The 13,200-nt window shown below is 56.9% G+C and carries 12 protein-coding genes; 5 read left to right on the top strand and 7 right to left on the bottom strand.

Going from position 1 to position 13,200, the window contains the following annotated elements:
* Positions 1-352: 352 nt before the first annotated feature.
* Complete coding sequence (locus OS189_RS11465; RefSeq protein ID WP_267167443.1) at positions 353-1,660, top strand: calcium-binding protein; 1,308 nt, start codon at positions 353-355, stop codon at positions 1,658-1,660.
* Here OS189_RS11465 and OS189_RS11460 read toward each other — a convergent pair.
* Positions 1,657-2,391 carry a methyltransferase domain-containing protein gene (locus OS189_RS11460; RefSeq protein ID WP_267167442.1) on the bottom strand — a complete coding sequence of 245 codons (735 nt, stop codon included), beginning with the start codon at positions 2,389-2,391 and terminating at the stop codon, positions 1,657-1,659. The two genes, OS189_RS11465 and OS189_RS11460, sit on opposite strands and share 4 nt — an antisense overlap.
* 60 nt (positions 2,392-2,451) lie before the next feature.
* Here OS189_RS11460 and gloB point away from each other — a divergent pair, with 60 nt between their 5' ends.
* Complete coding sequence (gene gloB, locus OS189_RS11455) at positions 2,452-3,243, top strand: hydroxyacylglutathione hydrolase (protein ID WP_267167441.1); 792 nt, start codon at positions 2,452-2,454, stop codon at positions 3,241-3,243.
* Positions 3,244-3,297: 54 nt separating this feature from the next.
* Here gloB and OS189_RS11450 read toward each other — a convergent pair whose 3' ends face one another.
* Positions 3,298-3,540, bottom strand: coding sequence for a hypothetical protein (locus tag OS189_RS11450; protein WP_267167440.1), 243 nt, complete (start codon positions 3,538-3,540; stop codon positions 3,298-3,300).
* On the opposite strand from OS189_RS11450, the gene clpA reads away from it, so the two are divergent.
* Together clpA and OS189_RS11440 are read left to right on the top strand one after the other, a co-directional pair.
* Complete coding sequence (gene clpA, locus OS189_RS11445; RefSeq protein ID WP_267167439.1) at positions 3,531-5,852, top strand: ATP-dependent Clp protease ATP-binding subunit ClpA; 2,322 nt, start codon at positions 3,531-3,533, stop codon at positions 5,850-5,852. The genes OS189_RS11450 and clpA overlap by 10 nt on opposite strands.
* Positions 5,852-6,808, top strand: coding sequence for a M23 family metallopeptidase (locus tag OS189_RS11440; RefSeq protein ID WP_267167438.1), 957 nt, complete (start codon positions 5,852-5,854; stop codon positions 6,806-6,808). Before clpA ends, OS189_RS11440 begins: the two co-directional genes overlap by 1 nt.
* A gap of 2 nt (positions 6,809-6,810) precedes the next feature.
* Here OS189_RS11440 and OS189_RS11435 read toward each other — a convergent pair whose 3' ends face one another.
* From OS189_RS11435 to OS189_RS11425, 3 genes are all read right to left on the bottom strand, one after another.
* Entirely contained in the window at positions 6,811-8,646 is a 1,836-nt protein-coding gene (locus OS189_RS11435; RefSeq protein WP_267167437.1) for a peptidoglycan -binding protein, read from the bottom strand.
* Between the two features lie 2 nt (positions 8,647-8,648).
* The gene (locus OS189_RS11430; protein WP_267167436.1) at positions 8,649-9,860 is read right to left on the bottom strand and encodes a biopolymer transporter ExbB; all 1,212 of its coding nucleotides are present in this window, start codon (positions 9,858-9,860) and stop codon (positions 8,649-8,651) included.
* 70 nt (positions 9,861-9,930) lie between these two features.
* On the bottom strand, positions 9,931-10,461 hold the full coding sequence (locus tag OS189_RS11425) for a gamma-glutamylcyclotransferase (RefSeq protein ID WP_267167435.1): 531 nt from the start codon (positions 10,459-10,461) through the stop codon (positions 9,931-9,933).
* Between the two features lie 65 nt (positions 10,462-10,526).
* Here OS189_RS11425 and OS189_RS11420 point away from each other — a divergent pair, with 65 nt between their 5' ends.
* Positions 10,527-11,522 carry a DUF2125 domain-containing protein gene (locus OS189_RS11420; protein ID WP_267167434.1) on the top strand — a complete coding sequence of 332 codons (996 nt, stop codon included), beginning with the start codon at positions 10,527-10,529 and terminating at the stop codon, positions 11,520-11,522.
* Here the strand turns inward: OS189_RS11420 and OS189_RS11415 are convergent.
* Positions 11,519-12,280: an extensin-like domain-containing protein gene (locus tag OS189_RS11415; RefSeq protein WP_267167433.1), complete on the bottom strand. Its 762-nt coding sequence runs from the start codon at positions 12,278-12,280 to the stop codon at positions 11,519-11,521. The two genes, OS189_RS11420 and OS189_RS11415, sit on opposite strands and share 4 nt — an antisense overlap.
* Positions 12,277-13,200 carry a prephenate/arogenate dehydrogenase family protein gene (locus tag OS189_RS11410; protein WP_267167432.1) on the bottom strand — a complete coding sequence of 308 codons (924 nt, stop codon included), beginning with the start codon at positions 13,198-13,200 and terminating at the stop codon, positions 12,277-12,279. Before OS189_RS11410 ends, OS189_RS11415 begins: the two co-directional genes overlap by 4 nt.

Raw genomic sequence — 13,200 nt, 5'->3', positions numbered from 1 at the left:
TGATGTCGCTTTGCGCACATTTCCCCATTTTTCAAGGGTTTGGCCAAACCGCGGCCATTTGGCATACGATAAAATTTCACGCACACCCCTGTTTCACCGGAATTTGACACGATTCTGGCACTTAATAACCGGTCTGACCCCGAAGTTTACAAGGACAATCCCGAAACAAAACTTACTCCCTTTAGCGTTTGTCGCACTAACGGAAACAAATCGCGCCTCAAACCCTTCAAACTGTTGACTTAGCTGCCTCCGTCTATCTTCATTGCAAAGATTGACGTGAAATCTGGGGAAAATCACCATTTCTGCATTTGCGCTGCTCTCACTTCTCGGCCTCGGGCTGTTCCTGCACGTTTTGCCGGACGGCGATACCGAAGACTTCACCGAAGAACCCGTTGATCCGGTTGAACCGCTAGCCCTCGCAGAGCCGGAAGCGCCCGTGCTACCCGCTGCCGCAACACTGGATGAAGCAACGAATGTTGTCACGATTACCACAGACCCGGAAGAAACCGGGACGATTCATATTGTGGCAAGCCGTACCGTAGATGAGGAAAGCACGTATGGCTCTCCTTACAGCTATGACGCCAGCGTTTTATTGGTTCCCGAAGGCGTCGAAATGTCCGAAACTTTGGAAGAAGCCTTTGATCGTGGCGACAACACTTACTACAGCGACTTCATATCGGAACTTGGGATCAGAGAACTGGGACATTGGGCGTTTGACCCCGCAGTCGCTGACGACGAAGCGGGTGCCATACCGGATTTTGTATATTCCGAAGGCGCAGAGCCGGAATTTACACAGATTTACGCGTCCAACTATGGTGACGGTGACCGGCTGGGCGAGATTATCGAAGTCGCAGACGAGGACTCTCTGACCGACTTCTTAGAGGTCGACATAATCCGTCCTGTGGTTGAAGGCACAGCTGGTAATGATACCCTGTCATCATCTCAGGAAGGGTCAGAGGACAGGCTGATTGAAGGGATGGAAACCCTAAGCGGCCTTGCCGGTGACGATGTGCTGTTGCACGAAGGTTACGAATATTCGAACAGCCTCACGCTGGAAGGTGGCATCGGAAACGATACCCTTATCGCCAATGATGGCACATTCGGCCAGCAAACCACACTGGATGGCGGCGCGGGTGATGATGTTTTGCGCAGCGATGTCGAACTGTCGGAGCGCGCATCGGGCAACGGCCCTGACACCTTCATCACCGGAGAGGGCGCGGACCGCATCGAGATCACCACTTTTGGCGCAGGTAGCCTCGACAGTGATAACATTGATCTGGGTCTGGTCGGGCGCGTCACTGACTTCACTCAGGGCGAGGATATGATCCTGATCGACCCGTCACAGCTTGTGGCAGGGTTTTATGCGCCGGACGATGGCAACTTTGACGGCGCTTTCGATGAAATCGACCGGAATGCAGACAGGGATCTGAGAGACGACTTCACGCATGAATTTACCCTGCGCGAAGATGTGGATGGTGCCTATACCGATCTAGACTTCACATTCACCGCAAACCAGAACGGCGCGCAAATGACCGGTACGCTAAGGCTGGAAGGGCTTGTCGATATTACTGAAAGCGATATCGCCTTTGCCCAGCTGGAAACGGCTGCGCCGATGTTCACCCGCATTGGTATCTTCAGCAGTGCCTTCACAACAATCTAAACCGGCTTTGCCTGCGGTTCCATCACGCCAATCGACATACGCGCGCGCTTGCGCTGCACGGTGCCTTTTGGCGGATAGACCAGCTTCGTCGCTTCGACCATAAATGCGCCGCCCGCCATGATCGTGGAGACATTGCGCCCGACACTTTCAAACAGCCCTGCGGATTTCATCCACATCCGCTGGCCTGACGGAAACTGATACAGCGCCCCCACCTGTCGTTCCGGCAAAAACTGGTGCTTGCGCAGTTGCGCGTCCAACTGGCCCGGTGAATAGGGCCGCCCGTAGCCAAATGGTGTGCGGTCGCGTCGCGCCCACAGCCCAGCACGGTTGGGCACAATAAACAGCGCCTTGCCCCCCGGCCCCAACACGCGCCAACATTCTTCCAGCAAATCGGCCTGACGCTCACACGTTTCCAATCCGTGCAACAGCACCAGTTTGTCCACATGCCCCGTTTCAAGCGGCCACAGGGTTTCTTCGGTCAGCACGGATGTGTTGGGCATTCCCGCAGGCCACGGCATGACGCCTTGTGGCCCCGGCATCAGCGTAATCACCCGCCGCGCGTCTTTCAGATAGGGCCGCAGAAGCGGTGCCGCAAATCCGAAGCCAACCACTGTTTGCCCCTTGGCCTCCGGCCAGACCTCCAGCATTCTGTCACGCAGCGATTTCTGCGCCGCACGTCCCAGCGCGCTGCGATAATAGAAATTGCGCAGATCCTGAACATCAAGATGCATTGACAGAGCCCCTTATTGCGCCATTCTCTGTTGTTGTAGCGCAGCAAAGGAGCCTTGCCCATGCCTTCCGAGATGATCGAGACTGACAGCCATATTCTGGTCACCATCCCGTGCCTCTCGGACAATTACGCGTTCTTGTTGCGTGAGAAGGCAACCGGCGAGGTCGCATTGGTTGATGTGCCCGAAGCGGGGCCAATCAAAGCGGAACTAAAGGCGCGCGACTGGTCGCTGAGCCAGATATGGCTGACCCACCACCACTTTGACCACATCGACGGCCTGCCTGATCTGTTGCCTGATTTCCCCGCTCCCGTTTACGGCGCTGCCGCAGACGCGCACCGCCTGCCCGAACTTGATGTATCCCTTGCCGAGGGCGATAGTTTCAATCTTGGAGACACGCGGGTCGAAGTGATTGACGTGTCCGGCCACACCGTTGGACATATCGCCTTTTTTGCCCCTGCTGCAAACGCCGCATTCACCGCCGACAGCCTGATGGCAGGTGGCTGCGGCCGCCTGTTCGAAGGCTCCCCTGCGCAGATGCATGCCAGTTTTCAAAAGATGGCAAGCTGGCCTGATGACACGCTGGTCTGCTCCGGCCACGAATACACCACGGCCAATCTGGAATTTGCGCTGACGGTCGATCCTGATAATGCCGCCCTGCACCAGCGCATCGCAGATACCAAAGCCGCACGGGACGCTGGCCGTTTCACCGTACCATCCCGTCTGGCACTGGAACGCGCGACGAACCCCTATCTGCGGTGCGATAGCCCTGCATTGCGCAAAACGCTGGGTATGCCAGATGCCACCGACGCCGAAGTTTTTGAGAAAGTCCGCAAACGCAAGGACAATTTCTAGCCCCCATGCCCGTTGCGCGGTGGATCGGTCGGGCAAAGTTTTATAGAAAGGTCATCAACTGCCAAGCGCAAAAAAACCTTCACCCACAAGTGTTGCGCCGTTGACCCAAATCAGGTTCTGAACCGCCACAACAACGACCTGTAAAAATAATTGTGATAACTTTATTTCAAAAAAGACTTGAAGCTGGGCGTCGATCAACCAAACTCTAATACAATCAGGCCATGGTTGGACGGCAGGCGCTGTAATATCCGGTGCCGCCCCGACCCCTTTCGAAAAGGAACACGCACGTGCCTTCATTCTCGACCACTCTTGAGCAGTCAATCCACGCAGCACTCGCGCTGGCCAATGCACGCAAACACGAATTCGCCACACTGGAGCATCTGCTGCTTTCGCTGGTGGATGAACCCGACGCACTACAGGTCATGAAAGCCTGTTCCGTCGACGTGAACGAACTGCGCGAAACACTTGTTGAGTTTATCGACGAAGACCTGAGTAATCTGGTCACCGATGTCGAAGGCTCCGAAGCGGTGCCCACAGCAGCATTTCAGCGGGTTATCCAGCGCGCCGCAATCCATGTACAATCATCAGGCCGCACCGAGGTGACGGGCGCAAACGTGCTGGTCGCTATCTTTGCGGAGCGCGAAAGCAACGCCGCCTACTTCCTGCAAGAGCAGGACATGACCCGCTATGACGCGGTTAATTTCATTGCGCACGGTGTTGCGAAAGACCCCGAATACGGCGAAGCGCGCCCTGTTTCAGGTGCGCCCGACCACGAGGAAGAGGCGCAGGGCGTTACCGAGGGCGACAAAAAGGAATCCGCATTGGAAAAATACTGTGTGGATTTGAATAAAAAGTCGCGTGATGGCGATGTCGATCCGCTGATCGGTCGCGATGCGGAGGTTGAGCGGTGCATTCAGGTATTGTGCCGCCGCCGCAAGAACAACCCGCTGCTGGTGGGTGACCCCGGTGTCGGGAAAACCGCAATTGCGGAGGGCCTTGCGCGCAAGATCGTCGCAGGGGAAACGCCCGAAGTTCTGGAAAACACCATCATCTACTCGCTCGACATGGGCGCGTTGCTGGCGGGTACGCGTTATCGCGGGGACTTTGAAGAACGCCTGAAGGCCGTGGTCACGGAACTGGAAGACCATGATGATGCGGTTCTTTTCATCGACGAAATCCACACCGTCATCGGTGCCGGTGCTACGTCTGGCGGCGCAATGGATGCGTCAAACTTGCTGAAACCCGCACTTGCCGGTGGCAAGCTGCGTACAATGGGCTCGACCACTTATAAAGAGTTCCGCCAGCATTTTGAAAAAGACCGCGCATTGGCGCGCCGTTTCCAGAAGATAGACGTAAACGAGCCTTCGGTCGAAGACGCTCAGAAAATCCTCAAAGGCATCAAACCCTATTTCGAGGATCACCACGGCGTAAAATACACAGCCGACGCGATCAAGACATCTGTCGAGCTTGCACATCGCTATATCAACGATCGCAAATTGCCCGACAGCGCGATTGACGTCATCGACGAAGCAGGCGCGGCGCAACATCTGGTTGCACCATCAAAGCGGCGCAAAACCATCGGCACAAAAGAGGTCGAAGCGGTTGTTGCAAAAATTGCGCGCATCCCGCCGAAAAACGTCTCCAAAGACGATGTCATGGTGCTGCGTGATCTTGAAACCTCGCTCAAGCGCGTTGTGTTCGGACAGGATGCGGCGATTGAGGCCTTGTCATCGGCGATCAAACTGGCGCGCGCGGGCTTGCGCGAACCTGAAAAGCCGATTGGCAATTACCTGTTTGCAGGACCAACAGGCGTGGGTAAAACCGAAGTTGCAAAACAGCTGGCCGATACGTTGGGCGTAAAGCTGCTGCGCTTTGATATGTCCGAATACATGGAAAAGCACGCCGTGAGCCGCCTGATTGGTGCCCCTCCCGGTTATGTCGGTTTTGATCAGGGCGGGATGCTGACGGACGGTGTGGATCAGGATCCGCATTGTGTTCTTCTGCTGGACGAGATGGAAAAAGCGCATCCCGATGTCTACAATATTCTGTTGCAGGTCATGGATCACGGCAAACTGACAGATCACAACGGGCGCACAGTGGATTTCCGCAATGTTGTGCTGATCATGACGTCGAATGCCGGCGCGTCCGAGCAGGCGAAAGAGGCGATCGGTTTTGGCCGTGAACGCCGCACAGGCGAAGATACAGCCGCAATCGAACGGACCTTCACACCGGAGTTCCGCAACCGTCTGGATGCTGTGATTTCTTTCGGCGCGCTGCCCAAAGAAGTTATCATGCAAGTGGTCGAGAAGTTTGTTCTACAGCTTGAAGCGCAATTGATGGACCGCAATGTCACCATCGAGTTGAGCAAAAAGGCCACCGAATGGCTGGCGGACAAGGGGTACGATGACAAGATGGGCGCGCGTCCGCTGGGCCGCGTTATCCAGGAGTACATTAAAAAGCCGCTGTCCGAAGAACTGCTGTTCGGTAAGTTGGCCAAAGGCGGTGTTGTAAAGGTTGGCGTCAAGAAAGGCGAACTTGATCTTGTGATCGAGGGTCCCGACAGTCGGCGACTGACCGATGACAAGCCGCCATTGCTTACTGCCGAATAATGAGGCTTGGTCTTCTGGCCTTTATTTCCCTCGCCGTGCCCGCCACGGCGGGGGATTTTTCGTTATCTTCACCGATTGACTGTGATTTGAACGGGCCCTGCTACATCCAGCAATACGTCGATCATGATACCTCTGACGGGGCATCGGATTTCATGTGTTCGGGGCTGAGTTACGACAAACACAAAGGCACTGATTTTGCCTTGCCCGGTTACGATATGATTACCGAAGGCGTCGATGTGCTGGCGTCTGCCACCGGCGTTGTCGCCGGTATACGGGATGGAATGGACGATGCGCGCTATTCCCCTTCCCGCGCCGCCGCCATTGAGGGGCGCGAATGTGGCAACGGTCTGGTCCTGCGCCATCAGGACGGCTGGGAGACACAATATTGTCACCTTCGCAAAGGGTCACTGACGGTGAAAAGCGGTCAGGTTGTAAAGGCCGGAGAGATCATAGGGAAAGTCGGCATGTCGGGACGTGCGGAGTTTCCTCACGTGCACCTTTCCGTGCGAAAAAACGGTGCGGTGGTCGATCCGTTTGATCCAGATGGCAAAATCACCTGCGGCGCGCCGGAAACAGAGACACTTTGGTCAGAGGTCCCGCCCTATCGCGCTGGCGGAATTGTCAGCATCGGTACTGCTTCAGCAGTGCCCGAATTTATCGCCATTCGTGAAAATTCTGTCACACCACCCGATGCGACAAGTGACGCACTGGTGATCTATGCCTTTCTGTTTGGCACGCAGAAAGGTGATATCATCCGCATGACACTGCACGGCCCCGGCGGTACAGTGGTAGAACGCGACACCCTCCTAAAACGCGCGCAGGCACAATCCTTTCGCGCGATTGGCAAGAAACGGCGGGGTGTGCGCTGGCCCGCCGGCGTCTACAAAGGTAAGGCGACACTGCTGCGCAGAGGCAATAAAATTGACAGCCAGAGCCTGACACTGACCCTTCGCTAACCTTATTTTTCAGTGAATTTCAGTTCGATGCGGCGGTTGCGCGCGCGCGCGGCATCTGTGTCGGCTGTATCTACAGGCTGGTACTGCCCAAACCCGTTTGCCGACAGCCGATCCGGTGGAATACCTAGAAAATTGGACATATATTTTACAACGGACAATGCCCTGGCCTGGCTAAGCTCCCAGTTATCGGCAAATTCTCCGGTTCCAGATAGCGGCACATTGTCCGTATGACCATCAACCCGAATGACCCAGTCAATACCCTCAGGAATATCGGCAGCGACATTCTGTAGGATCGATGCAACTTTTGCAATTTCACGGGTCCCTTCCCGCGAAAGGTCTGCACCACCGGGCGGGAAAAGCACTTCGGAACTGAACACAAATCGGTCACCCTCGATGCGCACGCCCTCTTGCGCGCCCAACACCGCGCGCAGTTGACCAAAAAATTCCGAGCGGTACTGCTCAAGGTTTTTGGTTTCCGCCTCCAGCCGCTTTCGCTCAGCTGCCTCCAGTTCAGCACGCCGCCGCTCTTCTGCTGCGACACGCGCCAGTGCGGTGTTAAGCTGTGATCCAAGCGATTGCAGTTCGACCTGCCGCGCAACATCATCAATTTCAGCCTGATCCAGCAATCCTTGCAGGTTGCTCAGCTGGGCGCGCAGGGCCGCTACCTGCTGGTTTAACAGTTCTGTCTGGCGTTGCGCTGCAGCAGAAGTTTCGATTTCCTGCGCCAACTCCTCTCTGGCCTGCGCCAACAGCGCGGCACGACGCTCAGCTTCGCTTTGGGTCTGGTCCACATCGGATTGCGCCTCCAGTTTAGCCGCAAGCGCTGCGGCCAGACGGGTGCGCAAATCCTCAATTTGGTTATCTGTCTCTGTTTCGGCATCGCTCAACTCTGCCTCCAGCGCAGCGATGCGCGCATTTGCGTCCTGAAGGCTGGATTGCAGCTCGGATTCACTGGCTTGCGCATCACTCAGCGCGGCCGCCAGGCGCTGATCCAACTCTTCTTGCGCTGCACGCGCCGCAGCCAGCAGAGTCAGTGTTTCTTCGGCCCGTTTGCGCTGCGCTTCCAGCGAAAGTGTCATCGCCGTCAGTTCCGTGTCCGCGCTCTCCAGCCTATCACGCATCGCCTGGGCCGCAGCAGCATCGGCCAAACGCTGTGCCTCTTGCGCGCTCAGGGCTTCATTTGCGGCATCAACTTCAGCGCTCAGTGTTTCGATCCGGTCTTCAGCGGTTGCATTGCGGGCCCGCAAATCAGCCATCAAAGCCTCAAGTGCTTCGCGCCGCGCGGCCGCCAAACGCGCCGCTTCCTGTTGTGCGTCGATTTCATCACGGCTCGCTGCAAGCGCAAGGTTCAATGCCTCCTGCTCGCTCAACAACGTTGCTTCGCGCGCTTCCAGATCGGCAACCTGCCCTTGCGCTGTGTCGCGGTCTGCAATCAGCGCGGCAACTTGCGCCTCAAAACTGGTGATCTGCGTCTGCGCTTGTGACAGTGCCTGATCCTGCGCGGCCCGCTCGCTTTGTAGTGACGTTATAAGTGCCGCCTGTTCGTCTGCCTGCGATCTGGCCTGCGCCAGCGATGCTTGCAACGCGCCAACACGCGCCTGCAAATTGGTGCTCGTCTGTTGTTCCAGCCCCAATGCCTGCGCAAGTGCGGCCACTTCGGACGATAGCGCGTCCAGTTCCGTCTCTTGCCCCGAAATCTGTTCTGTCAGCACAAATTGGACAACCATGAAGATGGTCAGCACAAACATCAGCACTAGCAACAGGCCGGTCATGGCATCCACAAACCCCGGCCAGATAGACGCCTGAAACCGCGCGCCGGTGCGTCGCGACAAGGCCATAGCTAACGCTCCTTACCGTCGGGTTTGGCGCGTATCCGGCGGGGTTCTGTGCTGCTGCGCGGGTAAGACAGTGCTTTGGCAAGATAAGATAGTTCCTTCCGCAACTCTGCCATGCTTTCCTGCCGGCCCGCTGAAATTTCTTCAAGAATACGCAGCATCTGCACATCAATCGAACGCAGGCGCATACGGCTTTCCGCGTCCATGCCAACACTTTCGTGTGGTTTATCGGCGCGCCGTTCCAGTGCTGCAATCATGCGCTCCTGCCCCTCCGCCATCCGCTCCAGCGCGTCCGACGATCCCCCCTGATCCCCTAACTGCACGGCCATACGTTCGATCGCTACTGCCAGACTGCCAAGCTGTTGTTCAACTTCTGCGCGGCCCGCTTCGGAGCGGCTGAACATATCTTGCATTTGTTCCATCTGCTCGGCCATGTGATCAACCATACCCGCCATAACAGCCTGTTCCGGCGTGCTGTCGTCACCGGCGGCAAAACCGACGCGTGTGATAGAACTCAGCCAGTCTTCAAGCTCTTGATAAAACCGGTTCTGCCCGTGGCCCGCAAACAACTCCAGCAGCCCAACAATCAAAGAGCCTGCGAGCCCCAACAGTGAAGACGCAAAGGCGACCCCCATACCCGACAGTTGCGATTCAAGCCCCGTCATCAGGCGGTTGAACACATCTGTGCTGCCTTCGCCGTCTTGCGGTGCAAGGCTGCGAATTGTGTCGACAATTGCCGGCACAGTCGTCGCCAGCCCGTAGAACGTGCCCAGAAGTCCAAGAAAAATCAGAGTGTTAACGATGTAGCGCGTAATTTCGCGCGCTTCGTCAATGCGGGTTCCGACGGAATCGAGGATAGATCGGGTCGAAGACGCGCTGATCTGCATCCGCGCGCCACGTGTGCGCAACAATGCAGCCAATGGCGCCAGCATTTGCGGCGGTGTATCGTTCGGCGTGTCATCATCCGAAGCGAAGTTTTCGATCCAGCGGACCGAGCCGATCAGCTGCACCACCTGATAAAAACAGGCCACCACACCGATCAGGAAAACAAAGGCGATGAACCCGTTCAGATAGGGGTTGGCCTGAAAAACCGGCAAGACCCGTGGCAGGGCGACAAACGCACCAAAACCTGAAAGGCCCAGAACCAGCAGCATCAGTGTGATCTGCCGGACAGGTTGAGAAAATTGCAATTTCGCCTCGCGGTCTGGTTGCGCCATGCGCGTCCTGCTCCTGACCTTATTGTTTGTGCCGATTAGCCTAACCCGAATTAACTATAACCCCAAGGATTTATACCGCGATCTCTTTTACCCGCTGGGCAAGCCACTCAAGCGCCGGATCATGCAGCCCTACAGACGCAAGATGTTCTGCTGTATTATAAAGGTATTCCGTGTTCGGCCCACGCTGGCCAACCGCACGGGCCATAATCTGCGCCTGTTCTTCCAGCGGCAGACCACCGCAATACTGATTATGCGCCTCGTCAATAACGTAGACAACAACAGTAACCTCGCGCCCGTCGCGCAATTGCACCGACAGCATTTTTTCCAGATAGGCCGACGAGATCAACTCGCGTTCACGCAGGTAGGCCAGTGTTGCCTCCTCGTGGCCATCCGCAACCCGAAGCGCGACACCTTCACAAGCGCTGCTTTCCTGCTCGTCCAACGCAAGAACAAGTCCCGGCTCCGCTTCGCTGCCACGATGGTGTATCGAGCGCATACAAAACGACCGCGCATAGCCGGGCAAGGTTGCAATTACACTTTCTGCAACTTCAAATCCCGGATTCCATAGCAAACTACCATAGCCGAATACCCACATACTCATCTGGTTCTCCCGTGTTGTGCTAGATAAACCCTATGCACACGAAGATGAAAAGAGGGGCAATGCCCATGATACGTCTGGCGATCAAAATTCTTGTCCTGTTGGCGCTGGTCTTGGCCGGATGGTGGTGGGTGGCTACAGGCAGCTTGGATCGCGGTGTGCAGGTCTGGCTTGAAAGTCTTCGCGCGAATGGGATGACAGCGCATGTTAACAGCGTGACACGGGGCGGCTTCCCGTTTCGAATTGCAACCACGCTGAAAGATATCACCCTTAATGGCCCGGCAACTAACACCACTCTTTCTTTGCCAGAGGTGAAACTGTCTGCTCCAATCTACTGGCCGGGCGATGCAATGCTGCGTCTGTCTGACGATCCGGTCGCCATTACAACACCGACAGTAGTTTCCACACTAACATCTAACGGCACCGAAGCCGCTATTCGCCTGCACCCCGGCAGCGCGCTGCAACTGGAGGGGATGTACGCCAGCAGCAGCAATATCGCGTTTGACTTGCCCGAGGGACGGCTGTTTGCCATCGAGACCCTGCAAGCCTACATGGATCAGACGGACCAGCCCCAGACCTACGCTATTGATCTGACCGCCATCGGCTTTGCTTTGGGTGGCGTTCTGACGCAGGATCTTGGCCTACCGCCCAACATGCCCGACACCTTCGAACCGATCATTCTGGATATGATCGTGACATTCGACAAACCGTGGGATCGCAACGGGTTACGCGAAAACCGCCCGCAGCCGCGCAGAATCACGATAGACAAAGCAGAAGCGCTTTTTGCCGATTTCGGGCTGAACGCCAGCGCAGATATCGACGTTGATACAGCCGGAGTACCATCCGGTGTGATCAATGTAAAACTGCGGAACTGGCAACAGATGTTCGATCTGGCAGTTTCCGAATCACTGGTGCCGCGTGACTGGGCATTAACGGCCCAGCGGTTGTTGACTGCGATGTCGGACGGGCAAGGCACGCTGGCGCTGGATATCACGATAGATCAAGGGCAGATGCGCGTGGGATTTATTCCGCTGGGCCCAGCCCCGCGGCTGGTTATTCCCTAGCGACAATAGCTGCCCGAGCGGTAGCGCGCCGTGTCGAAGTGAAAGTGATCAAGGTGGAACCGGTTGGCTTTCGGGCCCAGAACGGTGCCAAAGGGGCCGCAGGCGCCCGCATGCATCCGGCGCAAGGCCTTGCGGCTTCCGCGCGCGTTCCAGCCTCTCAGCACAGTGATTTCACTACCGTCAGCCATTCTGAACGCCGAAATATCAATCGCGCGCCCCTTACCGTGTTCGGAGATCTTGCCTGTCTTGGAATTATTGCGGCGGCGGCAAGCGTAGTGCGCGGCAACCTTGATCTGGCGCAATCCGCCACCTTTTGAAGAAAGCGAAGGCTTTGCGCTGTTGTCGATCCATGATCTCAACGCGCGCGCAGTGCCGCAATCCATCGTGGATTTTCTGCTGAGCGTAACACCCGAAACCGATGAAACACGCACCGCATCATCCACGCCACATCCGGAAATACGGCCGGCCACATCGCCGATCGTCTCTCCCTGAATTGCGATGTCGCCGCACACCGCCCCCGCCGCGAGCCGCTTTTGCTTTTCGCGCTGCTCGCGCCCAGCTTTCGGCGAACGGAATACAGGGCGCAGGGATTTCCAGAAACCACCCTGCCTGTTTTCCAGCGCCGAGCGGTCAATCGTGCCGTCAGCCGAAATTTCTGGCTGGCCCGTTCCGGGGCGTGCTTCGGGGCGGGTGGAACTGTCCGGCCCCGCGCAGGATACAGTTGCCATGACACAAAACAATACTGCCAGTTGTTTCATTGTTTACGTCCTCCGCTGCGGCCAAAATCGGGCGCGTCGGTGTCTTGCCCCGCCTCGATAATACCGCGGCGAATGGCGCGGGTGCGGGTGAAATAATCATGTAGATGTGCGCCGTCACCTTGCCGGATTGCGCGCTGCAAGGCAAATAGCTCCTCTGTAAAGCGGCCGAGAATCTCCAGTGTGGCGTCTTTGTTGGTCAGGAAAACATCGCGCCACATGGTTGGATCGGATGCGGCAATTCGGGTAAAATCGCGAAATCCTCCTGCGGAGTATTTGATCACCTCGCCATCGGTAACGCGGCGCAGGTCATCAGCCACACCGACCATCGTATAGGCAATCAGGTGCGGCGCATGGGACGTTACCGCGACGACCAGATCATGATGCTCCGCCTCCATCTCCTCGACGTTGGCGCCAAGCCCCTCCCAAAAGCTGCGCAGGCGTGCAATGGCATCGGGATTCGAGCCCTCCACAGGCACCAGCAGGCACCAGCGGTTGTCGAACAGCTCCGCAAAGCCCGAGCGTGGACCGGAATGTTCCGTCCCCGCCAGCGGGTGACCGGCGATAAAATGCACCCCGTCGGGCACGTGCGGCATCACCTGCGCGATCACATCACGCTTGACCGATCCTACATCGGTCACGGTTGCGCCCGGTTTCAAAACGGGGGCGATTTGCTCCATCACCTGCCCCATGACACCGACCGGCACGCAAAGCACCACCAGATCGGCACCGCGCACGGCATCGAGTATGTTATCGTACACCACATCACACAGCCCGATTTCACGGGCAGTATCACGGGTTTCGCCAGAACGGGCAAAGCCGGTGATTTCACCCGCCAGATCATTGCGCTTCATCGCCCAGAACATCGACGAAGCGATCAGGCCAAGTCCAATCAGGGCCACACGGTCGTAAATATGTGCCAT

Origin of the sequence: Sulfitobacter sp. F26169L (assembly GCF_026410285.1) — a bacterium.
GTDB lineage: Bacteria > Pseudomonadota > Alphaproteobacteria > Rhodobacterales > Rhodobacteraceae > Sulfitobacter.
The sequence above is the reverse complement of the archived record's forward strand: the minus strand, read 5'-3'. Positions and strand labels throughout refer to the sequence as shown.